Below are 22,381 nucleotides of genomic sequence, written 5' to 3' on the forward strand. Positions count from 1 at the left end.
CGGCTCACTTCGGTACGTGCACGGCGTACGCGTCCGGCAGGTCGTTGTCGGACGCCTTCTGCATCCGGCCGTTGACGAAGTCGTCCTCGCTGACCCAGGTCGTGGTCCCCCACGGGTTGTAGACCTGGAGCATGTCGCCCTCCTGGCCGACGATCATCATGGCGTGGCCGCTGCGGTCGCCGTCCTTGTAGCCCTCGACGCCGATCGGTACGGGCTTGCCCTCGGCCACCGCCTTCTCGATGTCCGGCAGTGCGTCCCGGCGGGCGTCCGCGCTGCCGATCTCGCGCAGCTCGTACGCACCGCCCGTGTGCGGGCTGATCTCCTTGTTGACGACCTCGGTCTTGCCGTCGTTGTCCATACCGCTGGGCGCTCCGGTGCCGAACCAGCCCTCGTGGCCGCCGTCGCCCTCCTCGTGCACCCGGTGCTGCTCGTCCACCAGCCGCTCGCGGAACGCCTTCGGGTCGTTCTCCTGGCCCGACTCGCCGCCCGTGAGGCCCAGGGCGTAGACCGGGTCGACCATCGCCCGCGCGGTGACGGTCGAGGAGGCCACACAGGTGCCCTCCTGGCCGTCGCCGCCCTGGGCCCACGCCTGGCCGTTGAAGGCCGCGGTGTCCCTGTTGACGTTCGACCCGTCGGCGTTGAGCCCTTCGTCGTTCTTGCTGTCGCCCTGGGTGACGACCGGTGTGAGGTGGGCGGCCAGCCACGCCTCGTCGTCGCCGTGCGGATGGATCTTGTCGCGGAAGCCGCGTACGGAGTCGAGGTCGTTGCCGGCGGCGAGCGCCTTCATCAGGTAGGCGCGTTCCTCGGGCGACTTGGACTCGGCGAGCATCCGCTCGAACTCGGCCCGGTCCTCGGCGTTCATCTTGTTCAGGTACTGGCTGGAGCGCTGGAGATCGTTGCTGGTGAGGATCTCGTTCTGCTCGCGGGACGGGTCGTTCTCGTCGACGGTGGAGGTGTCGGCGAGCATCAGCTTGTCCGCGGCGGTCAGCCCCTGGGCGGTCACCTTGCCCGAACGGGCCTCCGCGGCGTACTTGTTCAGCTCGCGCGCCGCCTCCCGCCCCGCGTCGTCGGCGGTCACGGCCGCTCTGTGGAGGTCGCCGACGCCGGTCTGGGCCAGGCTCTTCGCCCGGTTCTTGGCGTCCTCCTCGCCGTCGTCCTCCCACATGTCGTCGAAGAACCCGTCCTCGCCGCCGAGCAGGCTCAGCGCCTCCTCCAGGCTGGGGCGGCCCCGGCGGTCGGTCTCCTGGGCGGACCGTACGGCGTCCGCGAGCCGGATCAGCTCACCGCCCGCCTTGCTGAACGCCTCCGCCATCTGCTGCGCCGCCCGGTCCGCCGCGGCCACCACGTCCGCCGCCTTGACCGCGGTCGTGCCGGTCCAGGCGTCCGGCAGGGTCTCCTGGGCGACCTTCTGGGTACGGGGCTGCACCTCGTGGGCGCAGGCGTCGGCCGCGGCGCGGTAGCTCTTGCCGGCGCTCTCGATCGCGCCGGGGTCACCGAACGGCGCCGGTACGGCGAGCGCCTTCTTGATCTCGGATATCAGGTCGTTCTTGCTGTCGGCACCGTCGATGCCCTTGATCCGCTCGGCGAGTTCGGCCCGCCGCGCCGTCGTGGATTCGCCCGCCATGGTGGGCCGCCTTTCCCCCGTGGTGCTGCTGTTGCTGTGGTGTCGGTGGTGATGAGCTGGTGGTGTTGAGTGATGAGCTGGTGGTGCCAGTGGGTGCTTATGCGTGCTCGCGTGTGCTTATGTGCGCTTACGGTGCCGGGGAGGTGCCTGCGGTCAGCCGCAGCTCCATCAGCGCGGCCACCGCCTCGAACCAGCGGGCGAGCGTCTCGTCGTCGTCCACGCCCCCGCCGACCCCGGCCGCGGCGGCGAGCCAGGCGCCCGCCGTACGGGCCGGTGTCTCGCCCGGCAGCGGCAGGTCGAGCGCGGCGGCGTACGCGGCGCCGCCCGCGCGGACGACCCGGGCGAGGTAGGCCACGGAGCGGGGCAGTACGCCGAGCCGGCCGAGCGTCACGGCGGCGGCGATCGCCCCGTCGCTGAAGAGGGCGCGGCGGGCGTGGCCTTCGGCGGGCAGGCCGAAGCGGAGCATGGGCGGGATGTCGAGGCGCAGCAGGTCGTCGTCGGTCTTCGGGGGAATGCGGTCATGGCTGGCTTGCCCTGTTCTGGTGGCGTGGCGGGGCGGGGCGCCGCTCGGTACGGAAGGGTGCGGGCCGGGGCGGCTTGGTTCGGTGGTGGCGGGTGGGGGCGCCGGTCAGCCGAAGGGGGTGCTGCCCGCGCCGGAGGGCGCCGGTGCGGCGGCGGCCGCGTGACGGAGGCCGGAGATGGCGGCATGGTCCGCGGCGCCGTAGTTCGCCGTCGTGGTGCGGAGTTTCTTCGCGATCTCACCGAGGGCGTCGTGCAGAACGGTGGCTTCGCGCTGCCAGGCGCCGGCGAAGTTGTCGAAGGCGGGCGCCACGTCCTCGCCGCCGAACGATTCCGGCCTGCTGCACGACTGCTGCGGGAGGGATTTCTGTACGGAGGCGAGTTGTCCGGCGGCGGAATCCAGTTCCGACGCGCTGCTCTCCGTACCGGATTTCTTGATCGCGTAACCCGACCCGTCGGCCATGCCTGAGTACCGTCCCCCGTGCGTGTATGCGTGCGCTTCCCGTACCGAACTGCCTGATGTGCCGTGCGGAATTCCCGGATGCGGACGAATCGCGTACCGCACGCCGTTTCCATGGTCCCTGTATTCCGCTGCTCACCAGGTCACTTCGGTGCCGGAGGAGCATAGCCGATTCCCGTCGGACTTCGGCCGGACGAAGAGTGGCGGGGCGGCCATTCGGCCCGATAGGGCGCCCAATAAACCGTTCCAGGCGTTTCGGTCCCGGGAATTCCCGCATGGGGGTTTCCGTGCGGGTGATCCGCGGGCGGGGTGGGAAGACGGGAGAAGGCGGAAGAAGGTGGCGCGGCCGGGAACTCTCGCGTGGGCAACGGACGTTGTCCGTACAGGATTTGCACAGGAAAGGAGGGGGCGCGCAGCGGTCTGCCGTGCGCCGGTTGCTGTCGGCTGCCGCCGGTTTTCGCCGGTGGGTCCGGGGTGGGCCCGGACGGTGTTTTCCGGCCCGCCACGGCCGGTCCGGACCTCGCCCGCGCGTCCGATGGATGATCAAATGCTACATATGAGCGATAGCGCGCGTGACACCGTACTGGCCCCGCTCGACGCCCGCATGGCGGACCTCGAATCCCTCTACGAAGACCTCCACCGGCACCCCGAACTCGGCTTCCAGGAGTCCCGTACGGCAGCCGAGGCGGCCCGCCGCCTGACCTCGTACGGCTACGAGGTCACCACCGGCATCGGCCGGACGGGCGTGGTCGGCGTGCTGCGCAACGGCCCCGGCCCGGTCGTCCTGCTGCGGGCCGACATGGACGCCCTGCCCGTCACCGAGCGCAGCGGCCTGCCGTACGCCTCCGCCGTCCCCGGCGTCATGCACGCCTGCGGCCACGACGTGCACGTCACCTGCCTGGCGGGCGCCGCCGATCTGCTCGCGGCGGGCCGGGAGCACTGGTCCGGCACGCTGGTCGTGCTCTTCCAGCCCGCCGAGGAGGTCGGCGACGGGGCACGGGCGATGATCGAGGACGGGCTGTTCGGGGCCGTGGCGGACGGTGCCGAGGCCGGTTCTGGTGCCGGCGCCGACGGGCAGGGGCGGGTGCCGACCCCCGACGTGGTGCTCGCCCAGCACGTCGCCCCGCTCGGCGCGGGCCTGATCTCGTACGCCCCCGGCGCCTGTATGGCCGCCTCGGACAGCCTGAAGATCACCTTCCACGGGACCGGCGGCCACGGCTCCCGGCCCGAGACTGCCGTCGACCCGATCGTGATGGCCGCCGCCTTCGTCCAGCGGCTGCAGTCCGTCGTCGCCCGCGAGGTCGCGCCCAAGGACCGCGCCGTCGTCACCGTGGGCTCCTTCCAGGCCGGGGACGCCCCCAACGTCATCCCCGACCAGGCGGTGGTGCAGCTCAGCGTCCGCACCTTCGACGAGGACGTGCGCGGCCGGGTGCTGGCGGCCATCGACCGCATCGCCAAGGCCGAGGCCACCGCGTCCGGCGCGCCGCGCGAGCCGGAGTCCGAGGTGCTGAACACCTTCCCGGTCACCCGCAACGACGACCGGACGCTGGAACGGGTCAACGCCGCCTTCACCGACCACTTCGGCGCCCAGCGGCTGTTCGGCTACGAACCGGCCGCCGGCAGCGAGGACGCCGGACTGATCGCCACGGCCGCCGGCGCGCCGCTCTACTACTGGTGGCTGGGCGGCTGGGACCCGGACGAGTTCCGCGCCGCGATGTCCTCCGGACGCCTCGCGCAGGACATCCCCTCCAACCACTCGCCGCACTTCACCCCGGTCAAGCAGCCCACCCTGACCATGGGCGTCCAGGCGCTCACCGTCGCGGCCCTGAGCCACCTGGAGCCGGCCCGGTGATCTCCCGTACGCCCAGACGTACGTAGGCCATCCACCCCTGGACGGCCAACGCGACCACGACGGCGGGCGGCACGGCCCAGGGGAGCGCTCCCGCGGCGGCGAGGGCGGCGCACAGGGGGACGGTGATCAGGGTCGGGAGGACGGAGGCGGTGGCGAGGCGGATACGGGTGCGGGTGCTGATGGGGGAGCGGGGGTGGCGGGTCATGAATCGTTTCCTGTGGTCGTTCGGGGGCCGGTGGAGCGCACCCCGCGCGCCGCGTCGAGGTAATCCGCCAGCGCCGCCCAGGCGTTGAGGCTGCCGTCGGCCGCTGCCCCTGGCTCCGGCTCTTGCCTTGGCCCAGGCTCTCGCCGTGGCTCCGTCCCTGGCCCTGGAGCAGAGCCCGGCCCCGCCTCCTCCGCCCCCACCTCCGTACGCCACGCCTCCCGCACCCCGGCGGACACCCCCGCGTCCCCGCCGCTGAACAGCGCGCCCAGCTCGTCCATCCGCGCCACCAGGCGCCGTACGCGCCGATCGGCAGCCGGCACCCCGGCCGTACGCAGCCGCTCCGCCCGGCGGTACAGCTCCGGCCACTCCACCCGCAGCAGGTAGTGCGCCGCCGGTCCCAGCGCCGCGCCGCGCGCCGCGAGTACCTGGAGCTGGTCCGCGTCCAGGTGGCGGCGCAGGGCGCGGTCCGCCGACGGGCCGGTGCGGCCGATCGCCTCCAGCGCCGCCAGCAGGTCGGGGGTGCCCGGTGCCGTGCCCGCCGACAGTGACTCCTCCAGCCGCCGCAGCCGCCCGCGCAGCGCTTCCAGGGCGGTCAGGGACTCCTCGACTTCCGCCAGGTGGTCCCGTACGAGGCGCAGCGGAGCGACGCCCGAGTCCAGGCAGACCGCGATGGTCTCCAGGTCCAGGCCCAGACTGCGCAGGGCCAGCACCTGGTAGAGGCGGGCGGCGTCGTCCTCCGTGTACTCGCGGTGGCCGCCGGGCGTGCGGCGGGACGGGCTGAGCAGCCCGATGGTGTCCCAGTGGTGCAGGGTCCGGACGGTCAGCCCGCTCGCCTCGGCGAGCCGGCCGACCTTCCAGGTGGTGGCGTCGGTCATGTCTTTACGGTGCAACATCACGCGACGTCAGGTTCAAGTCCGGCCGGCGGGACGGGACCCGGGGCGCGGGCCGGGGGCGGTCAGGGCGCCACGATGCGGTCGACCGCGGCGTTCACCAGCTCCTCGCGCTCGGCCTCCGAGAACACGTCGGGCAGGGTGAGCTGTTCGACGATGAGCCAGTTGAAGGCCAGGTACAGCAGCCGGACGGCGGTCGCGTCGCCGGGCAGGCCGGATTCCTGGTGGTAGGCCACGTTGGCGTCGACGTCGGCACGGACGCGCTCGGTCAGCACCGCGCGCAGTGCGGGGCGGCGGGTGGCTTCGAGGCGCAGTTCGAGCAGCGCCAGGTACCCGGTACGGAACGAGCTGACCCGGCCGACCAGCTCCCGCATCAGCATCGCGTACGTCTCCCGGTCGGGCGTGGCCGACCGCTGCCGCGTGATCGTCGCCTCGTCCGGCTGGAGGCGTTCGTAGACCCGGGCGCCCGCCTGGGTGAGCAGGTCGTCGCGGTTGGCGAAGTAGTTGGAGGCGGTGCCGGGGGGCACGGCGGCCTCGGTGTCCACCGCGCGGAAGGTCAGGCCGCGGGCGCCCTCCGCGGCCAGCACCTCGATCGCGGCGTCGACCAGAGCGGCCCTCCGCTCGTCGTTCCTGCGGACCATTGACACCACTCCGTTCGTAGTACTACGTCCTCACCACTTCGCTTAGAGTACTATGGGTGGCGTCACCGGTATGCGCAAGCTGGTCTACTACGTGGCCGTCAGCCTCGACGGCCGTATCGCGGGCCCTGGCGGAGAGTTCGACTTCTATCCTGCGGGCGACGAGCAGCAGGCCGCCGCCTACAGCGCACGGTGCAACGCCCGCCACCCGGAATGCGTACCCACCGCCATGCGCGCCGCCCTCGGCCTCGCCGACACGCCCAACCGGCGCTTCGACACCGTACGGATGGGGCTCGGCAGCTACCGCCCCGCGGCTCGCGGGCGCGCTGCTGCCCGAGATCGACGAGCTGATCATCAAGAGCTGTCCGGTGGTCGCCGGGGCCGGGATTCCCGTGTTCGACGGGGAACTCGACCCGAGCGTCTTCGACGTGACCAACCGAGACTCGTTCGTCAACGGCGTCACGGTCACCCACTTCACCAGACGGCGGTGAACGGACCCGCCCCCGCCCTTGACCTTGCCCTTGGGGGAAGACGCAGCCTCAGGTCCGCGGGGGTCGTCCCCGTACGAGGAGGGTGGACGGGTGAGGGAACGGGCGGACGGCGGGGGAACCGGGCGGCTGCTGAGCATCGGGGCGTTCGCCCGGCTGGCGCGGCTTTCGCCGAAGGCGCTGCGGCTCTACGACGAACTGGGGCTGCTGCCGCCCGCCCACGTCGATCCCGCCAACGGCTACCGGCGCTACGCCCCTGCCCAGTTGGAGCACGCGCGGCTGGTCGCCTGGCTGCGCCGGCTCGGTATGCCACTGGCCCGCATCCGGGACGTGTGCGAGCTGGCCGCGGGCCCCGCCGCCGAGGCGGTGTCGGCGTACTGGGCACAGACCGAGGCGGACACCGCCGCCCGCCGCGAACTGGCGGCCTTCCTCGTCGACCACCTGAAGAGGAAGGACGAGGACGAAGCCATGAAGGACATTTCCCCGGGCACCGCGAGGCCCGGACGACCGCTGCCGCCACCGCTCGGCATCCGTTACGCGGCCCTCTCGGACACCGGGCTGGTCCGGGAGAGCAACCAGGACACCGCCTACGCGGGTGACCGGCTGCTGGCCGTGGCCGACGGCTTCGGCGGGGCCGGGGCGTCCGCCGGGGCCGCGGCCGTCGAGGCGCTGCGCGGCCTGGAGAGCTTCGACGGCGGGGTGCTGCGCCCCGGCGACCTGCTCAACGTACTGGCGGACGCGGCCGGGCAGGCGAACCGTTCCGTACGGGGCGTCGTGCCGGACGGGGCCCCGGACCACACCGGCACCACGCTGACCGCCATGCTCTGGACCGGCTCCCACCTGGCCCTCGTGCACGTGGGTGATTCACGGGCGTACCTGCTGCGCGGCGGCGAGCTGTTCCAGATCACGCACGACCACACCCACGTGCAGTCCCTGGTCGAGGAGGGACGGCTGACGCCCGAGGAAGCCGAGTCGCATCCGCAGCGCGCCCTGCTGTTCCGCGCGCTGGACGGCAGTGACGGCGTCGAACCGGAGGTGGGGCTGCGGGAGGCGCGCCCCGGCGACCGCTATCTGCTCTGCTCGGACGGCCTGTCGGCGGTGGTGTCCTTCGACGCCGTACGGGAGGTGCTCGGCGCGGCCCCCGATCCCGGGCGGGCGGTACGGGACCTGGTGGCGCTGGCGCACGATGCCGGGGCGCCGGACAACGTGAGCTGTGTGGTGGCGGATGTGATCGCGGAGGTGCCGCCGGCCGTGCCGGTGGACGGGGCCACGGACGTGTCGGCGCCCATGTAGCGCCGAGGCGCGCGAGTATCGTCCGGCGACATCGCCGATTCCGTACCTGCTGCTGGAGGGCCCGTGAACGACCCGGAAGCGTACGACCCGGACGCCTGCGCCCCGGACCCGGGCCACCCGGACGTGTACGCGCCGGATGCGTACGAACCGGCCGCCGACGGGCAACAGTCCGACGGATCACGGTCCGACGGGCAACACCGGTCCGGCGGGCAGCTCCAGCGGCAGGCTCTCCTCGAAGCCGCCCTACGGATCATCGAACGGGACGGTGCGGCCGGGATCACCCACCGCACCGTCGCCCAAGAGGCGCGGCTGCCCACCACGGCCGCCACGTCCGCCTTCGAGAGCCCCGCCGCGCTGCTCACTGCCGCGCTGACCAACGCCATGGAACTGGAGACCGAACGGCTGCGGCAGCTCACCGCCGCGCCCGCCGACGGGTCGGGCGCGGCGGGCGGGCACGGCGACAAGCGGCGGATGCTGGCGCGCCTGACGGCCGGGGCACTGGCGGACCGGGGGCCGCAGCTCGCCGAGTTCGAGCTGTGCCTCTTGGCCGCCCGCCGCCCCGAACTGCGCAGCCACACCCGCCGCTGGTCCGAAGCGCTCGCCGACTTCGCCCGCCTCCACACACAGGACCCGATGCGCGTCGCGCTCTTCATCCGCGCCTACGAAGGGCTGCGCCTCCAGGCCCTGCTGGCCGACGAGCCGCCTGCTGCTGAGGAGTTCGAGGCGATGCTCTGGGAGCTGCTGCCGGACGAAGGGTAGGGGCCCGCTCAGGCCAGGCCCTTGAGCATCCCCTTGAAGTACAACTGCGGCAGCCCGTACCGCTTCAGGAACCACATGTCGGTCCGCTCCTTCGTCGTGTCGATGAACGGGATGGACGGCGCCGGTTCCAGGTCGTAGTCGAATTCGGCGAGCAGCATCTTGTGGCGCGCGGTGACCAGGGGGCACGAGGTGTAGCCGTCGTAGCGGGCGGTGGCGGGCCGCCCGCGCAGACTGGCCCGCAGGTTGGCGACGACAGCGGGGGCCTGCTTGCGGATTGCCGCGCCCGTCTTGGATGTCGGGAGGTTCGCCACGTCACCGATCGCGAACACCTCGGGGAAGTCGGGGTGCTGGAGCGTCTCCCGGTCGGCCTTGGCATAGCCGAAGGGCGAGGCCGGGTCCGCAAGCGGGCTGTCGGCCACCCACTGCGGCGCGCGCTGCGGCGGTACGGCGTGCAGCAGGTCGTAGGGGATCGTCTCCTTCGCGCCGGTCGCGTGGTCGACGATCTCCGCCTCGCGCGCGCCGCCGTCCACCTGCGTCAGCTCCGACTGGAGCCGCACCTCGATGCCGTACCGCCGTGCCGTCTCCTGCAGCGCCCGGTCGAAGACGGGCACCTTGAACATGGCGGGTTCGGGCAGCACCAGGATCGTACGGATACGGCCCAGCAGCCCCCGCTTACGCCAGTAGTCGGCGGCCAGGTACGCGATCTTCTGCGGGGCGCCGCCGCACTTCACCGGGCCGGACGGCATGGTGAACAGTGCCGTACCGCGCTTGGTGCGCCGGATGTAGTCCCAGGTCAGCGGGGCGAGATCGGGGCGGTAGTTGCTGGAGACGCCACCGTGGCCGAGGGCCTGCGCCAGCCCCGGTATGCCGTCCCAGTCCAGGCTCAGCCCGGGGGCGAGCACCAGCCGGTCGTACGAGACCGTCCGCCCGGAGGCGGTGCCGACCGTACGGGCGGCCGGGTCGACCGAGACGGCGGACTCGCGCAGCCACCGCACACCGGGCGGCATGACCTCCGCCTCCGTACGCAGCGCGGCCCGCAGCGGTGCCTGACCGCCGCCGACCAGCGTCCAGAGCGGCTGGTACCAGTGCGTCTCGGAAGGCTCCAGCACCGCGATGTCACGCAGACCGGCGCGGCGCAGCCGGGCGGCCACGGTGATGCCCGCGGTGCCGCCGCCGATGATGACGACCTGGTGGTGCGTCGGGGCGGAAGTCATGGTTCTTTCCTCCTGAGATCGAGCGGGGATCGAGGAACGGATTGGTTCGGGGTAGGGCCCGGGTGCCCGGGTCACAGGCGGGGGATGCTGGTCACCGCCATCGACACGGCGAGCACCGTGACCAGTGACGCGAACGCCGTGGACAGGGCCTGCGGCCGCAGCCGGGCGGCGAGCCGGTTGCCGAGCCAACTGCCGAGCGCGGCGCAGGCGGCGAAGGAGGCCAGCAGTGGCCAGTCCAGGCCGCCCGCCCCCGCCCGGGTGGCGAACGCCGTACCGGAGTTGACGAGGATGACCAGGAGCGACGTACCGACGGCGACCGGCATCTCCAGGCCGAGGACGAGGGTCAGCGCCGGCACCACGACGAAGCCGCCGCCGACGCCGAAGAAGCCGGTCAGCAGGCCGACGGCGGTCGCGGTGACACCGATGCGCAGGGCGGAGGCGAGGCGGGCGGCGGAGAGGCGGGGGAGGGGGGCTTCGGGGCGGTGGGCGGCGCCTCGGAAGCGGTGCTCTGCGCGGCATGACCGGCGCTCGCCTTCTCCTGGTTCCGCTCCTGGTCCCGCTCTCGTTCCCGCTCCCGCTCTCGTTCCCGCTCCCGGTCCCGTTCTCGTGACCGTTCGCGCCACGTCCGTACGAGCATCACCGCCGCGACCGCCAGCATCAGCCCGGCGAACGCCGTCATCAGGACGGTCGGGTTCAGTGACGCGCTCCAGCGGGAGCCCAGAAACGTTCCCGCGGTGCCCAGCCCGCCGAACGCCGCCCCCGCCGCCCAACGGACCCGGCCCGCACGGGCATGACAGGCCAGACCGGACGCCGCGCCGATCCCGACGACTACGAGCGCACCCGCCGTGGCCTCGTGCGGGGTCTGATGCAGTAGGTAGACCAGCGCCGGTACGGCGAGGATCGAACCGCCGCCGCCGAGCGCGCCCAGCAGCAGTCCGATGACCAGCCCGCAGGGCAGTGCCGCCCAGGCTAGGAGCGGCATCGCCGGCGGCGGTTCGTCGGCGGCACCGGTCGCGAAGCGGCGCGTGACGCGGGCCGGGACGCGGTGTTTGGTGCGAGGCGCGTCGCGGCGTGCGGTCCGAGACGTGTCGCGGTGTGCGGCGCGAGCCCGGCCGTCATGACGGACACGAGGCGCGGGGTGCCAGTTCGACCGCGTGGCTGTCGCTCGACCACTCGGCGACGAAGGCGAACCGGTCGCCGCGTACGACGGTCTCGCGCCACTCCACCGGCCGCTCCCCGGAACGCCCCAGCCGCTCGATGGCGAACGCGGGCTCACGGTCGGCCAGCCCCAGCAGCCACGCCTGCCGGATGTCGGGCAGGAAGGGGTGGATGCGTTCCCGGCCGCCGGTGACCTTGATCCCGCAGCGCTGCTGCAGCTCGCCGTAGAGCGAGGTGTGCCGGAAGTCGGCGTCGAGCAGCGGCTCGGCCACCTCGGCGGGCAGATACGTGGTGTCGTGGGCGAGCGGCTCGCCGTCCGCCAGCCGGAGCCGCTCCAGGACGACCAGCGGTGCGTCCGGGACGAGCCCGAGCTGGTCGGCGATCGGCCCGTCCGCCGTCCGCTCCAGCCGCAGCACCTCGCTGCGCTGCTCCACGCCCTGGCCCTCCAGCTCGCGGAAGAGGCTGTAGAGCGAGCCGAGCGGCTGCTGTATGCGCCGGGTGTTCAGGCGGCTGGCGCGCCCGCGTTCGGCGATCACCAGGCCGTCCGCGCGCAGCTTGCGCAGCGCCTCACGCACGGTGTGCCGGCTGACCTCGTACTCCCCGGTGAGCCGGTGCTCGGCCGGGAACTCCTCGGCGAACTCGTCCGCCTCCATCCGGCGCCGCAGGTCCTCGGAGAGCTGGGCCCACAGGGGCAGCGGGGAGCGCCGGTCCAGGGGACGCGGGCCCGGCGAGTGGTCGGTCATGAGGGCGCCTCCGTGTGGTGCTGGATCGTTGTCTCCGGCGCGGCGCCTCCGGCGTATCCGGACGGCCGGCCGTCCTCCTCGGCACCCGCCGCCGCACCCGCCCGAACTTGTCGCCGCCGACGCCGCATGCCTAATGTACGTACATCCGTGCATCCGCACAACACACTCCCCGCGGGGCCCGCGACGGCGGGTCCGCAGGACCACGGAGGTCGACCGTGCACTTCGCGCAGTACTACCTCGACTGCCTCTCCCAGGCGTCGTACCTGATCGGCGACGAGACCACCGGACGTGCCGTCCTCGTCGACCCACGCCGCGACATCGACGACTACCTGCGCGACGCGGAGGCGGCCGGACTGCGCATCGAACTGATCATCGAGACGCACTTCCACGCCGACTTCCTCTCCGGACACCTCGAACTGGCCCGCGCCACCGGCGCCACCATCGCCTTCGGCGAGGCCGCCGAGACCGGCTATCCGATACGGCGGCTGCGCGACGGCGAACGGATCCACCTGGGCGGCGAACCGGACGGGGGGACGGGCAGCGGACCGAGCGGCGAACCGGGCAACGGACCGGGCGGCGAACTGGGCAGCGAACTTGGCGACGGACCGGCACCCTCCGGCGTCACCCTCACCGTCCTCGCCACCCCCGGCCACACCCCGGAATCCATCTGTCTCGTCGTCCACGAACACCCGGAGGCGCCGGAGCCGTACGGCGTCCTGACCGGCGACACGCTCTTCGTCGGCGACGTCGGGCGCCCCGACCTGCTCGCCACGGCCGGGCTGACGCCCCAGGACATGGCGGGCCGTCTCTACCGCTCCCTGCACGGCAAACTGCTCACCCTCCCGGACGCCACCCGCGTCTTCCCCGCCCACGGCGCCGGCTCGGCCTGCGGCCGCAACCTCTCCACCGAGACCACCTCCACCATCGGCGACCAGCGCCGTCTCAACTACGCCCTGCAGCCCATGCCGGAGGCCGAGTTCATCCGCCTGGTCACGGCCGGACAGCCCGCCACACCCGGCTACTTCGCCCACGACGCCGCCCTCAACCGCGACGGCCACCCGCTCCTGGACGCCACGCCGCCCGCCGCGCTCACCCTCGACGAGGCGCTCGCCGCCTGCCGGGACGCGGGCGCGGTCCTCCTGGACAGCCGCCCGCTCACCGCCTACACCGCGGCGCACTTCACCGGCTCGCTGCACATCAGCCTGGACACCCGGTTCGCCGAGTACGCGGGCAGCGTGGTGGCGCCCGGCACGCCGATCGTCCTCGTCAGCGACCCCGGCACGGAGGCCGAAGCCCGCCTCCGCCTGGCCCGCATCGGCTACGACCACGTCCTCGGGCACGTACCCGACCCGGCCGCCGAACTCGCCCGCCACCCCGAGCTGGTGTCCCGCAGCCGCCGCCTCTCGCCCGGCGACGTGCCGTCCGAGGGCGTCCAGCTCATCGACGTCCGCAACCCCGCCGAGTACGAGACGGGCGCCCTGCCGGACGCCCGCAACCTGCCCCTCGCGAGCCTCCCCACCAGTTGCGCGACGCTTGATCCCGAGCGGCCGGTCGTCCTCTACTGCCGCAGCGGCGGCCGCTCCGTGATCGCCGCCGCGCTGCTGGAGGCCCGCGGCTTCCGGGACGTACGGGACGTCATCGGGGGCTACGAGGCGGCCGCGACCACCTGCGGCTGACACGCCGCAGGGAGCGCCCGCTCCGCATCAGGAGGGCGAGGCAGGCGGCCGCGCACCCGGCTGAGGCAAGGCGCAGCGCGCCACCCGGGTCCGTACCGGCGGGCGCGAGGCCCAGCCCGGCCGTCACCGTGATCGCGCACTTGGTCAGCCCGGACGCCTCGCCCACCCGGTCCGGCGGGACCACGGCCTGGGTGCCCGTCAGCGTCAGGGCCCCGGCCACACCCAGCGACGCCGCGGCCACGGTGGCCGCCACCAGCAGCAGGGCCGGACCCGATGCCGCACCGGCCTGCGCCGCCGCTGCCACCGCCGCTGACGCTGTCGTTGCCGCAGCCGCCGTCGCGGCCAAGGCGGCAGCGGCGAGGCCGAGGCAGGCGGCCGTCACGGGTTCGGCGGCGCGCGTCGGCACCCGTCCGGCCACCGGCCCGGCCGCCGCCATCGCGGCCGCCGGTACGAGGAAGGCCGTCCCCGCACCCAGTACGGACAGCCCCTGCACCTCCTGGAGCACGAACGGGACCACGAAGAGCAGCACCACGGTCGCCGCGTTCGCCACGGCACCGGCGGAAGTGAGCGTGACATAGGGCGCGTTACGGAACAGAGCGAGGTCGATCAGCGGCGCGCGCGACCGGCGCTCGGCCCGTACGAACAACGCACCGAGCCCCAAAGCGCCCACCGCCCACCCACCTGCCTGCCACCACACCCCCACACTCTCGACAGCCATCACCAAACACACCGGCACCCCGACCCCCACCACCACCGAGCCCGACCGAACCACCCGACCCCACCAACGGACCCGAACATCCCCGCCCCCGGCCCGCTGAACCACCACCGCATCCCGGTGCTCCACCACCCTCCGAGCGCACAACATCGCCCCCGCACACAGCGGCACATTCACCCAGAACACAGCCCGCCAGGACAGCTCCTCGGCCAACACCCCGCCCACGAACGGCCCGCACGCCGTGGCCAGACCGGCCAGCCCCAGCGCGTATCCCGTCGCGACGCGCGCCCGTCCGGGCGGGAAGGAACGTGTCAGCAGGGCCAGCCCCACCGGCATGACCAGCGCACCGCCCGCCCCTTGCAGCACCCGGAACACCACCAGCAACGGCAACGAAGGCGCCACCGCGCACCCCGCCGACGATCCCCCGAACAACGCGAGCCCGAACAGCAGCAGCCGCCGCCTCCCGTACAGATCACCCAACCGCCCGGCAGCCGGCATCAGCGCCCCGGCCGCCAACAGATAACCGCTGATCACCCACGGCCCACCCGCCGCGGAAATGCCCAGGTCCCGGCGGACCACCGGCAACGTCATATTCAATGCGAAGGCATCCAACTGCACACAGAACCCGCCGATCGCCACAGCCACCACCACAGCCCACACTCCACCCCGCACCACCACCCGGGCACCACCCACACCACACGGCTCGCTATTCCGTTCAGCCATCGGACACACCACTCCACCTCTCGCGCCACGCGGGTCGGCACGGCGCGCTACGTACGGACGAGGAAGGTGAAAGGCGGGGGATTGGGTGTGCCGGAGACGGGGCAGAGACGTGGGGGTGCCGTACGGGCACCTACGGTTTCGCACTGGTACGTCGCCCGAGGGGCACGAGAAGCGACGCCTTCCGGGCGTCGCGAACGCGGCGGCTGCGGGGGCACGGGACGTGCCGTACAGCGGACGTTCAGCAGTTGTTGATCGCTGATCTTCAAGCTGGTCCACATGTTGCGCCGTGTGATCTCCGAGCATGAGGAAACGACCCGGGAAACGCAAGAGCGCCCGGCGTCCCCGTCCCCGATGGCCCTCACCTGGCACGGTGAGCCGGGACGTCACGAGGAGCTGACCCACACCATGCTCATGGGCCAGGCCAAGCGGGCGGCCGCTGCGCTGGCCCGGCTCGGCGTACGGGCCGGCGACCCGGTGGCGGTCCACCTGCCGCTGGTACCGGAGTCGGTCATCGCCACCCTCGCCTGCGGCCGGCTCGGAGCCGTCCGTACGACGCTGCCGGTCTATCTGACCGTCCCGGAACTCGCCGAGGCGGCCCGCGACTCCGGCGCCAAGGTGATCATCACCGCGGACGCCGCGTTCTGGGACGGCGCGGTGCGCCCGGTCAAGCCCGTACTGGACCGCGCCCTGCGCCGCGATTGCACAGGGGTACGTTCCGTCCTGGTCGTGAACCGCACCAGCCGCCCGGTCTCCTGGACGGCAGGCCGCGACCACTGGTGGCACGAGGCCCTCGCAACCCGCTGACGCCCGCCCCGGCCGGTCCCGCTACCCCAAGGGCTGCCGTCCCGCCTGCGCGGTCGGCACCCGCGCGTACCCAGCCCGCTCGTCACTCCCGTCACTCTCGCCGAACGTCGTGACCGAATACCCACCGGCCTCCGCCACGCGCCGCTGAAGCGTGAGCCGCCCCTCGGCGTCGTGCGCGAACCGGTTCCAGTGGTGCACGAGACAGAACGCGCGCCGCACCACCACCTGGCGCCCCAACATACCGATCAGCGCCCCCAATTCGGGCCGCTCACCCCCCAACGCCGCATCCCCGAAATCCACCCACCACCCGGCCACCTCCCACCCCTGCCGCTCCGCATAGGCACGACACCCGGCCAACCGCAGTTCCAACATCGCATGCGACCGCGTGGCACAACGGTCGTAGACGAAGGCGAGTGGGGGTGTGGTGGGCATGGCGGTTCCCCTTACGTGCGTCGTGCCTCTCGGTGGTACGGCACGACCGTAGGAGCGCCCGCCGGGCAGCAGGGGCACAGATCGTGTCCCTCGCCCCGCCTGTGCATCCTCAGGCGGCCAGCAGGCCGATCTTCTGGGCCAGTTCGGATGCCCGGCGACGGCGGGACGGAATCTTCGACTCGGTTTCCTCCAGCACGATCCTCTTCGCGTAGCCGTTGTAGCGGACTGTTTCCGGGGCGGCTTCGTACGCCTGGCCGAGCGTCGCCAGCGCTACGTCCCCTGCTTGTCGAGCTGATAGCCGCGAGCCTGCTCGATGCGGTGCCGGGCTCGACGCGGCCGGGAGGGGATGTATCCGGCCTCGGCCCGTTCCGCCTGCCGGACGGCCTCGGGGCCGGCGTGCAGTTCGACCGCGACGGTCACGGCATGGGCCCCCATGATGCCGCGGGAGAACGAGGTCACCGGGTGGAAGTAGTCCGCAGGCAGCCGCTCGGCCACCTCACGGGCGATGTCCCAGTAGCGCCATGCCGTGCCCGTGTCCCCACGCCGGGCCGCTGTGTACCCGACCTCGAACTGCAGGGCCCCGGCGATGGCCCGTACGTCATCGGTCGCGTCCGGCAGCAGGGGGTCCAGGTAGCGGAGCGTCGCCAGGTTCACCTCGTCGGCAGCGTCGTAGTGGCGTGGGCCGGCGTCCCGGTACGCCTGCCCGGTGAGCCAGGCCGCGATGCCGATCGTGTGGGGGTCCTCGGACTCCTGGGCCGCGATCACAGCGCGTTCCGCGACGCGCCACAGGAGCGCGGCGTCCGGCTGGTAGGCGACGAAGAACTGGCTGAGGCTGTAGACCTCCGAAAGGAGGCCCTGGGCGGTACGTCGTTCGGCCGCCGAGTCGGCCTGCCGTACGGCGAGCTGGGCATCGCGGATGAGGTCCGGGATCAGTCCGCCGATGACATCCCTGTGGTGCGGCGCGGAGTGCCGGGCCGACCAGGCATGGGCCAACCGCGACCGCAGGTGCGCCGTCGAAGGAGCGGCCCGGTCCGCCTGGAAGGGGAACTGGTTCACCGCCGCGGCGACCGCAGGCAGCAGCCGGTGCCCAGGCCCGGCGAACAGGCCGACCCGTACCGACCCGGACCCGGTGAGTTCCGCAAGGTCCCGGACACGCAGTGCCTCGGCCACTCGTAGGACCATGTCCAACCCGGGTGTCTTCAACTGCCCGTTCTCCACCCGCTTCACCCACGACTCGGACATGCCGATGAGTCCGGCGAGCACCGTACGGGTCATGCCGCGGCGCTGCCGCAGGATCTGCATCCGCTGGCCGAAGACCAGGGGAGCGGGGGCGGAGTCGGGGGTGGCACCTTCTTGAGACACGGTCTGGCCCCTCTCTGAAGAGTCCGGCACGGCTCAGAGTAGGGGGCACGGAGCGACAGCGTGCCGGGCATGGAGGACACCCATGAGTCCGGCGGCCGTACCCTGGAGGAGTGAGTACGACCCCCGAATCCCGGTCCGAGGCCGACGCGGAGCCGCAGGAGAGTCCGGCGCGGCCGGAGACCGCGGAGACCACGGCATCCGCCGCGAACTCCGAGCGGACCCCGCAGTCCGCGGCGCACGCGGCGCTGATCTTTGACGACCCGCTGAGCCGGCGGTCGTCGGACGACACCGACCGTGGCTGGGGCGAGCGTCCGGGCAGTGCGGACAGCGCTGCCGACCTGGCGCGCTTCCTCGACGAAAAGCCGCCCCACCACCTCTGACCGAGGCGCCGGGACGGCTTCGCGGGACCGGGGTCCGTTACGGCGGCTGTTACTGCTACTGCGTCTTCTGCGTGACGACCGAGCCGGTGCCGCCACTGCCTTGCGAGCCCGTGGACGAACCGGACAGCGAACCGTTGCGCTGCGCCACGAGCGCGTCGCGGATCTCCATCAGCAGCTCGACCTCGGTCGGGTCCGCCGGGCCGTCGTCCACCGGCTTCTTGGCGTCCTGGCGCGCCTTCCACTTGTTCATCGGCAGGATCATGAGGAAGTACACGACCGCGGCGGTGATCAGGAACGTCAGGACGGCGCTGAGCACCGAGCCCCACAGGATGTAGATCCCGTCCGTGTAGTCGCCGGTCTTGGCGTCCGTGTGGCAGGTGCTGAGGCAGGTCTTGTAGTGGTCGAGGTTCTGCGAGCCCAGGGCACCGACGATCGGGTTGATCACGCCCTTGACCACGGCATTCACGATGTTCGTGAACGCGGCTCCGACGACCACGGCCACCGCGAGCTCGATCACGTTGCCGCGCATCAGGAATTCTTTGAATCCCGAGAGTACGCCCGTCTTCCCGCTCAACTGAAAGCCTCTTTCCACACTCACTACGAACCGTGCAACGAACAGCACCGCAACCTACGGCAGGGCAGGGCGAGGCTGTCCAATCCCATGACCTGAACCGGTGAGCGGACAGAGCGTCCGTACGGATCGGCGACGCGTCCCGGCCGGCCGGAGAAGAGCCTTCCCCACGGCACGGCGGACGCACCCCGCCACTCCGGCCAGTGTCGCGCGCATATCGGGCAAAGGCCACTCGATCTTCGCCGGGCGCGGTCCGGGCCGTCATGACTGCCCCCAGCCCGGGTGACCCCCGGGTGCCGGGGCGGCACAGGCGCCTGACGGGCCCGAGGCGCGGCCTTCGCCGCTCTGGTGGGCCGTGGCGGTCAGGGCCGCGGCGGTCATCGCCAGCCCGGCCGTCATGGTGCGCCGACGGCGCCGCACGGCCCTGCGCAAGCGGTGCCGCCCGCCCTGGGCCCGTACGGGAGTGAAGTGCGCAACCTCACACGGCGGAGGGAGGGGGAGGGGAGGGGTGAGGTCGAGGTCTGGGTCGAGGTCGTGGGGCACGGTAACCACCGCCTGCGGTGCCGGAATCGGTGCGGACGAGCTCCACCGTGCCGGACTTCGCCGGAGCCCGCTCGACCCTGTGGACAACGGAACCTCGACACGCGCGGGCCGAGGATCACTACCCGTGGGTTGTGGAGAACACGGTCACCCTCACGGGCCTCTCCACCCCTCACGAGCCCCCTCAGTCCCTCACGGCCTCCTCACGAACCTCCTCCGTACCTCACTAACCCCTTCCGCCCCTCACCTCACGGCAACGGGATTCCCAGGTCCCAGCCCGCGTGCGCGACCGCGCACGCGCAGGCCCGCTCCGCCGTCGTCGGCAGCGCGCCCACCGCGTCGAACAGCACTTCACGCAACCGGCCGACGTTCCGCCCGAAGACCTCCAGCACCTCCTCGTGCGAGACGCCCTCACCCGTCTCCGTACCCGCGTCCAGGTCCGTGACCAGGGACAACGACGTGTAGCAGAGGGCCAGCTCACGAGCCAGCACCGCTTCCGGATGGCCGGTCATGCCGACCACCGACCAGCCCTGCGCCGCGTGCCACCGCGACTCCGCGCGGGTCGAGAAGCGCGGCCCCTCGATGACCACGAGCGTGCCGCCTTCCACCGGCTCCCACGCGCGGCCCCGGGCCGCCGCGGCCACCGTCGCGCGGCCGACCGGGCAGTACGGATCGGCGAACGACAGGTGCACCACGTTCGGCACGCTGCCGTCCGGCAGCGGCACGCCGTCCAAGTACGTCTGCGCCCTGGCCTTCGTACGGTCCACGAGCTGGTCCGGTACGAGCAGCGTCCCGGGCCCGTACTCCGGGCGCAGCCCGCCCACCGCGCACGGGCCGAGCACCTGCCGCACACCGACCGACCGCAGCGCCCACAGGTTGGCGCGGTAGTTGATGCGGTGCGGCGGCAGATGGTGCCGGCGGCCGTGCCGGGGCAGGAAGGCGACGGCGCGGCCGGCCACCTCGCCGAGGAAGAGGGAGTCGCTGGGGGCGCCGTAGGGGGTGTCGACGGTGATCTCCGTCACGTCGTCCAGGAATGAGTAGAAGCCGGATCCGCCGATGACCCCGATCTCCGCGTCAGCCATGCGGTCACATTAGCCGCGGGGAGGGGGCTCGAGGAGGGGACCTGTGGGGGGCGGGGCGCGTTCCGGAACGCGCGAAGCCCCGCCGTCGGTGACGGCGGGGCTTCCGCGAAGAGGTGTCCGGCACGGGCGCGCGCGTCGTGTCCGTACCGGGGTGCTGCAGGAGTGCTGCCGGGTGAGGCCGGAGCCGCGCCCAGGCGGCCGAGGCTCAGGTACCCGAAGCCTCAGGCAGTCGAGATCAGGCAGCCGACGTCTTGGGCGCCGAGCTGGAGCCCGAGCCCGACGAACCGGCCGACGACTTCGACTCGCTGCCCGAGGACGACGAGGACGACGACGAAGAGCCCGAGTCCGAGGACGACGAGGAGCTGGACGACGAGGACGAGCTCGACGCGGGCGTGCTGCTGGACGACGAGCCGCGGCTGTCGTTCCGGTAGAACCCGGAGCCCTTGAACACGATGCCGACCGCGGAGAACACCTTCTTGAGACGTCCGTTGCAGGCGGGGCACTCGGTGAGCGCATCGTCGGTGAACTTCTGCACCGCCTCAAGGCCCTCGCCGCACGCGGTGCACTGATACTGGTAGGTCGGCACTGTGACTTCCTCCTGGCACTCTCACTCAATGAGTGCTAACGACGCTCCATAGTGCAGTATTCCGGCCCGTCAGTCCACTGTTGCCGGTGAGCGGTGACCCACCCCACGTCCGACGACCAGGGTTTCGGCGCGCGGCACCAGGTGCCTCCGGAACACCGCCAGCACCACCAGTGCCAGGCCCGTACCGCACAGCGGCACCAGGAATCCGGCATGCGGACCGAAGTGGTCCGCCAGCAGACCGGCGACCGTCGACGCTGCGGCCTGGCCGAGACCGACCGCGCCGGTCAGCCAGGTGAACGCCTCGGTACGGGCGGCGGCCGGCACCAGCGAGTCCACCAGCGTGTAGCCGGTGATCAGCGCCGGGGCGATGCACAGGCCCACCAGCAGGCCCACCGCGCCCATCAGCGGCGCCACGGTGACCGCCCACAGCGGGGTGGTCAGCAGCGTCAGCAGCGCGTACCCGACCAGCAGGCGGCGCCGGGGGCCGACCTTCCAGGAGATCGCGCCGCACACGATGCCGGCCAGCATGTTGCCCGTCGCGAAGACCCCGTACAGCAGGCCGTTGATGCCGGGCTGCCCGATGTCCTCGGCGAAGGCCGTGAGGGAGACCTGCATGCCGCCGAAGACCGTGCCGATGCCGAAGAGACCCGCGATCAGGACCCGCAGGCCCGGCACCGACAGCGCGGACGCGCGCTTGGCGGAGCTGTCCGCGGACCGGTGCACCGGCGGCTGGCTGCGCCGCTGCGCCGCGAAGAGCAGACCGCCGCCCAGCGTCAGGACGCCCTCGGCGATCAGGCCGGCCGCCGGGTGGACGCCGGTGCACAGCGCGGTCGCCAGCACCGAGCCGATGACGAAGGTGAACTCGTCGGTCACCGACTCGAAGGCGGTGGACGTCGGCATCAGGGGCGTACCGGTCAGCTTGGCGGCCCACCGGGAGCGCACCATGGGGCCGATCTGCGGCGTCGAGGCGCCGGTCGGTACGGCGATGACCAGCAGCGCCCACAGCGGGGCGTGCGACAGCGCCAGCGTGATCATCGCGGCGACCGCCGCCGCGTGCACCAGTACGCCGGGTACGAGCACCGCGCGCTGCCCGAACCGGTCCGCCAGCTTGCCGCTCTGCGGCGCGAACAGCGCCATCGAGACGCCGGTGACCGCCGAGACGACACCGGCGGTGCCGTACGAGCCGGTGGTGTGCTGGACGAGCAGCAGGATGCTGAACGTCAGCATCGCGAAGGGCTGCCGGGCCAGGAAGCCCGGCAGCAGGAACGCCCACGCCCCGGGGGTGCGCAGCAGTTGCCCGTAACCGGGACGGGCGTTCTTGGCCGGTGTCTGCTGTGCGGGGGCGGTCGTGTCCTGGACGGCCTCGTCCTGGGCGCCCTTGCCCGCGTTGTCCTTGACCGCGGATGCCACGGCCGAGCCTTTCTACCGCCTGGTAGCGCGCCGCCCGCGAGGTTGTCACGGGGTGTGCGCGCCGAGAGCTGTCCTCTCGCGCAGGACCGAGTGATACCGCGTGGTCCGCACCGGGGAGGTGGCTGCGTGTGGCAGGGGACCGCGGCCGCCGAGCGGTCGCGCCAGCTCTGCGTCAGGCAGAGTTGGTTCCTTTGATTGCCATGTCATAGTACAGGCCGATACGGGGGAGGCCCTGGCGTCGGCCAGGGCTTCCCGCG

General features: G+C 72.5%; 22 protein-coding genes and 2 pseudogenes. 7 read left to right on the forward strand and 17 right to left on the reverse strand.

All coding sequences use genetic code 11. From position 1 onward, the window contains the following. Positions 1 to 4 precede the first annotated feature (4 nt). From EJG53_RS23840 to EJG53_RS23850, 3 genes are all read right to left on the reverse strand, one after another. Positions 5 to 1,624: a cysteine peptidase family C39 domain-containing protein gene (locus EJG53_RS23840; protein ID WP_125046473.1), complete on the reverse strand. Its 1,620-nt coding sequence runs from the start codon at positions 1,622 to 1,624 to the stop codon at positions 5 to 7. Between the two features lie 127 nt (positions 1,625 to 1,751). Next, entirely contained in the window at positions 1,752 to 2,090 is a 339-nt protein-coding gene (locus EJG53_RS23845; RefSeq protein ID WP_244955297.1) for a hypothetical protein, read from the reverse strand. Between the two features lie 162 nt (positions 2,091 to 2,252). Continuing rightward, complete coding sequence (locus tag EJG53_RS23850) at positions 2,253 to 2,606, reverse strand: WXG100 family type VII secretion target (RefSeq protein ID WP_125046475.1); 354 nt, start codon at positions 2,604 to 2,606, stop codon at positions 2,253 to 2,255. Between the two features lie 553 nt (positions 2,607 to 3,159). On the opposite strand from EJG53_RS23850, the gene EJG53_RS23855 reads away from it, so the two are divergent. Next, positions 3,160 to 4,455, forward strand: a complete 1,296-nt coding sequence (locus EJG53_RS23855) for a M20/M25/M40 family metallo-hydrolase (protein ID WP_125046476.1) — start codon at positions 3,160 to 3,162, stop codon at positions 4,453 to 4,455. On the opposite strand, the gene EJG53_RS23860 is transcribed toward EJG53_RS23855, so the two are convergent. From EJG53_RS23860 to EJG53_RS23870, 3 genes are all read right to left on the reverse strand, one after another. Next, the gene (locus EJG53_RS23860; RefSeq protein ID WP_125046477.1) at positions 4,415 to 4,660 is read right to left on the reverse strand and encodes a hypothetical protein; all 246 of its coding nucleotides are present in this window, start codon (positions 4,658 to 4,660) and stop codon (positions 4,415 to 4,417) included. The genes EJG53_RS23855 and EJG53_RS23860 overlap by 41 nt on opposite strands. Continuing rightward, positions 4,657 to 5,535 (reverse strand): MerR family transcriptional regulator, encoded by an 879-nt coding sequence (locus EJG53_RS23865; RefSeq protein WP_125046478.1) that lies wholly within the window; start codon positions 5,533 to 5,535, stop codon positions 4,657 to 4,659. The genes EJG53_RS23860 and EJG53_RS23865 overlap by 4 nt, the downstream gene beginning before the upstream one ends. A gap of 80 nt (positions 5,536 to 5,615) precedes the next feature. Further along, entirely contained in the window at positions 5,616 to 6,191 is a 576-nt protein-coding gene (locus EJG53_RS23870; RefSeq protein ID WP_125046479.1) for a TetR/AcrR family transcriptional regulator, read from the reverse strand. A gap of 70 nt (positions 6,192 to 6,261) precedes the next feature. Here EJG53_RS23870 and EJG53_RS23875 point away from each other — a divergent pair. From EJG53_RS23875 to EJG53_RS23885, 3 genes and pseudogenes are all read left to right on the forward strand, one after another. Further along, a pseudogene (locus EJG53_RS23875) lies at positions 6,262 to 6,679 on the forward strand (dihydrofolate reductase family protein). A gap of 90 nt (positions 6,680 to 6,769) precedes the next feature. Next, positions 6,770 to 7,969 carry a MerR family transcriptional regulator gene (locus EJG53_RS23880; RefSeq protein WP_244955298.1) on the forward strand — a complete coding sequence of 400 codons (1,200 nt, stop codon included), beginning with the start codon at positions 6,770 to 6,772 and terminating at the stop codon, positions 7,967 to 7,969. Positions 7,970 to 8,032: 63 nt separating this feature from the next. After that, positions 8,033 to 8,728 carry a TetR/AcrR family transcriptional regulator gene (locus EJG53_RS23885; protein WP_218041928.1) on the forward strand — a complete coding sequence of 232 codons (696 nt, stop codon included), beginning with the start codon at positions 8,033 to 8,035 and terminating at the stop codon, positions 8,726 to 8,728. A gap of 8 nt (positions 8,729 to 8,736) precedes the next feature. Here EJG53_RS23885 and EJG53_RS23890 read toward each other — a convergent pair whose 3' ends face one another. The 4 genes from EJG53_RS23890 to EJG53_RS23900 all read right to left on the reverse strand — a co-directional run bounded on the left by EJG53_RS23890 (position 8,737) and on the right by EJG53_RS23900 (position 11,843). Beyond that, the gene (locus tag EJG53_RS23890; RefSeq protein ID WP_125046481.1) at positions 8,737 to 9,942 is read right to left on the reverse strand and encodes an NAD(P)/FAD-dependent oxidoreductase; all 1,206 of its coding nucleotides are present in this window, start codon (positions 9,940 to 9,942) and stop codon (positions 8,737 to 8,739) included. A gap of 71 nt (positions 9,943 to 10,013) precedes the next feature. After that, positions 10,014 to 10,373 (reverse strand): sulfite exporter TauE/SafE family protein, encoded by a 360-nt coding sequence (locus tag EJG53_RS43390; protein WP_280526817.1) that lies wholly within the window; start codon positions 10,371 to 10,373, stop codon positions 10,014 to 10,016. Then, on the reverse strand, positions 10,334 to 10,924 hold the full coding sequence (locus EJG53_RS43395; RefSeq protein ID WP_280526778.1) for a sulfite exporter TauE/SafE family protein: 591 nt from the start codon (positions 10,922 to 10,924) through the stop codon (positions 10,334 to 10,336). The genes EJG53_RS43390 and EJG53_RS43395 overlap by 40 nt, the downstream gene beginning before the upstream one ends. 133 nt (positions 10,925 to 11,057) lie before the next feature. Further along, entirely contained in the window at positions 11,058 to 11,843 is a 786-nt protein-coding gene (locus EJG53_RS23900) for a GntR family transcriptional regulator (protein WP_125046482.1), read from the reverse strand. 215 nt (positions 11,844 to 12,058) lie between these two features. Here EJG53_RS23900 and EJG53_RS23905 point away from each other — a divergent pair, with 215 nt between their 5' ends. After that, positions 12,059 to 13,519: an MBL fold metallo-hydrolase gene (locus EJG53_RS23905; RefSeq protein ID WP_125046483.1), complete on the forward strand. Its 1,461-nt coding sequence runs from the start codon at positions 12,059 to 12,061 to the stop codon at positions 13,517 to 13,519. Here the strand turns inward: EJG53_RS23905 and EJG53_RS23910 are convergent. Further along, positions 13,479 to 14,885, reverse strand: coding sequence for an MFS transporter (locus EJG53_RS23910; RefSeq protein ID WP_244955299.1), 1,407 nt, complete (start codon positions 14,883 to 14,885; stop codon positions 13,479 to 13,481). The genes EJG53_RS23905 and EJG53_RS23910 overlap by 41 nt on opposite strands. Positions 14,886 to 15,245: 360 nt before the next feature. Here EJG53_RS23910 and EJG53_RS23915 point away from each other — a divergent pair, with 360 nt between their 5' ends. Beyond that, positions 15,246 to 15,761, forward strand: coding sequence for an AMP-binding protein (locus EJG53_RS23915; RefSeq protein ID WP_244955300.1), 516 nt, complete (start codon positions 15,246 to 15,248; stop codon positions 15,759 to 15,761). A 21-nt stretch (positions 15,762 to 15,782) separates the two neighbouring features. Here the strand turns inward: EJG53_RS23915 and EJG53_RS23920 are convergent, their stop codons facing one another. Both EJG53_RS23920 and EJG53_RS23925 read right to left on the reverse strand, forming a co-directional pair. After that, complete coding sequence (locus EJG53_RS23920; RefSeq protein ID WP_125046484.1) at positions 15,783 to 16,193, reverse strand: recombinase family protein; 411 nt, start codon at positions 16,191 to 16,193, stop codon at positions 15,783 to 15,785. A gap of 109 nt (positions 16,194 to 16,302) precedes the next feature. After that, positions 16,303 to 17,495, reverse strand: a pseudogene (locus tag EJG53_RS23925) (helix-turn-helix domain-containing protein). Positions 17,496 to 17,665: 170 nt separating this feature from the next. Here EJG53_RS23925 and EJG53_RS23930 point away from each other — a divergent pair. After that, complete coding sequence (locus EJG53_RS23930) at positions 17,666 to 17,935, forward strand: hypothetical protein (RefSeq protein ID WP_125046485.1); 270 nt, start codon at positions 17,666 to 17,668, stop codon at positions 17,933 to 17,935. A 55-nt stretch (positions 17,936 to 17,990) separates the two neighbouring features. Here EJG53_RS23930 and mscL read toward each other — a convergent pair whose 3' ends face one another. The 4 genes from mscL to EJG53_RS23950 all read right to left on the reverse strand — a co-directional run bounded on the left by mscL (position 17,991) and on the right by EJG53_RS23950 (position 22,007). Then, positions 17,991 to 18,509 carry a large conductance mechanosensitive channel protein MscL gene (mscL, locus tag EJG53_RS23935; RefSeq protein ID WP_275126534.1) on the reverse strand — a complete coding sequence of 173 codons (519 nt, stop codon included), beginning with the start codon at positions 18,507 to 18,509 and terminating at the stop codon, positions 17,991 to 17,993. Between the two features lie 785 nt (positions 18,510 to 19,294). Further along, a complete protein-coding gene (locus EJG53_RS23940; RefSeq protein WP_125046487.1) occupies positions 19,295 to 20,128 on the reverse strand; it encodes an S-methyl-5'-thioadenosine phosphorylase in 834 nt (277 codons plus the stop codon). A 235-nt stretch (positions 20,129 to 20,363) separates the two neighbouring features. Then, positions 20,364 to 20,714: an FmdB family zinc ribbon protein gene (locus EJG53_RS23945; RefSeq protein ID WP_125046488.1), complete on the reverse strand. Its 351-nt coding sequence runs from the start codon at positions 20,712 to 20,714 to the stop codon at positions 20,364 to 20,366. Between the two features lie 69 nt (positions 20,715 to 20,783). Next, on the reverse strand, positions 20,784 to 22,007 hold the full coding sequence (locus EJG53_RS23950; protein ID WP_244955660.1) for an MFS transporter: 1,224 nt from the start codon (positions 22,005 to 22,007) through the stop codon (positions 20,784 to 20,786). Between the last annotated feature and the right edge of the window lie 374 nt (positions 22,008 to 22,381).

This window comes from Streptomyces chrestomyceticus JCM 4735 (genome assembly GCF_003865135.1).
Lineage (GTDB): Bacteria > Actinomycetota > Actinomycetes > Streptomycetales > Streptomycetaceae > Streptomyces > Streptomyces chrestomyceticus.

Bases quoted from the DNA above. Each gene is read 5' to 3' on its own strand.
- EJG53_RS23840 (WP_125046473.1), bottom strand. From the start codon at position 1,624: ATGGCGGGCGAATCCACGACGGCGCGGCGGGCCGAACTCGCCGAGCGG.
- EJG53_RS23845 (WP_244955297.1), bottom strand. From the start codon at position 2,090: ATGCTCCGCTTCGGCCTGCCCGCCGAAGGCCACGCCCGCCGCGCCCTC.
- EJG53_RS23850 (WP_125046475.1), bottom strand. From the start codon at position 2,606: ATGGCCGACGGGTCGGGTTACGCGATCAAGAAATCCGGTACGGAGAGC.
- EJG53_RS23855 (WP_125046476.1), top strand. From the start codon at position 3,160: ATGAGCGATAGCGCGCGTGACACCGTACTGGCCCCGCTCGACGCCCGC.
- EJG53_RS23860 (WP_125046477.1), bottom strand. From the start codon at position 4,660: ATGACCCGCCACCCCCGCTCCCCCATCAGCACCCGCACCCGTATCCGC.
- EJG53_RS23865 (WP_125046478.1), bottom strand. From the start codon at position 5,535: ATGACCGACGCCACCACCTGGAAGGTCGGCCGGCTCGCCGAGGCGAGC.
- EJG53_RS23870 (WP_125046479.1), bottom strand. From the start codon at position 6,191: ATGGTCCGCAGGAACGACGAGCGGAGGGCCGCTCTGGTCGACGCCGCG.
- EJG53_RS23890 (WP_125046481.1), bottom strand. From the start codon at position 9,942: ATGACTTCCGCCCCGACGCACCACCAGGTCGTCATCATCGGCGGCGGC.
- EJG53_RS43395 (WP_280526778.1), bottom strand. From the start codon at position 10,924: ATGCCGCTCCTAGCCTGGGCGGCACTGCCCTGCGGGCTGGTCATCGGA.
- EJG53_RS23900 (WP_125046482.1), bottom strand. From the start codon at position 11,843: ATGACCGACCACTCGCCGGGCCCGCGTCCCCTGGACCGGCGCTCCCCG.
- EJG53_RS23920 (WP_125046484.1), bottom strand. From the start codon at position 16,193: ATGCCCACCACACCCCCACTCGCCTTCGTCTACGACCGTTGTGCCACG.
- EJG53_RS23940 (WP_125046487.1), bottom strand. From the start codon at position 20,128: ATGGCTGACGCGGAGATCGGGGTCATCGGCGGATCCGGCTTCTACTCA.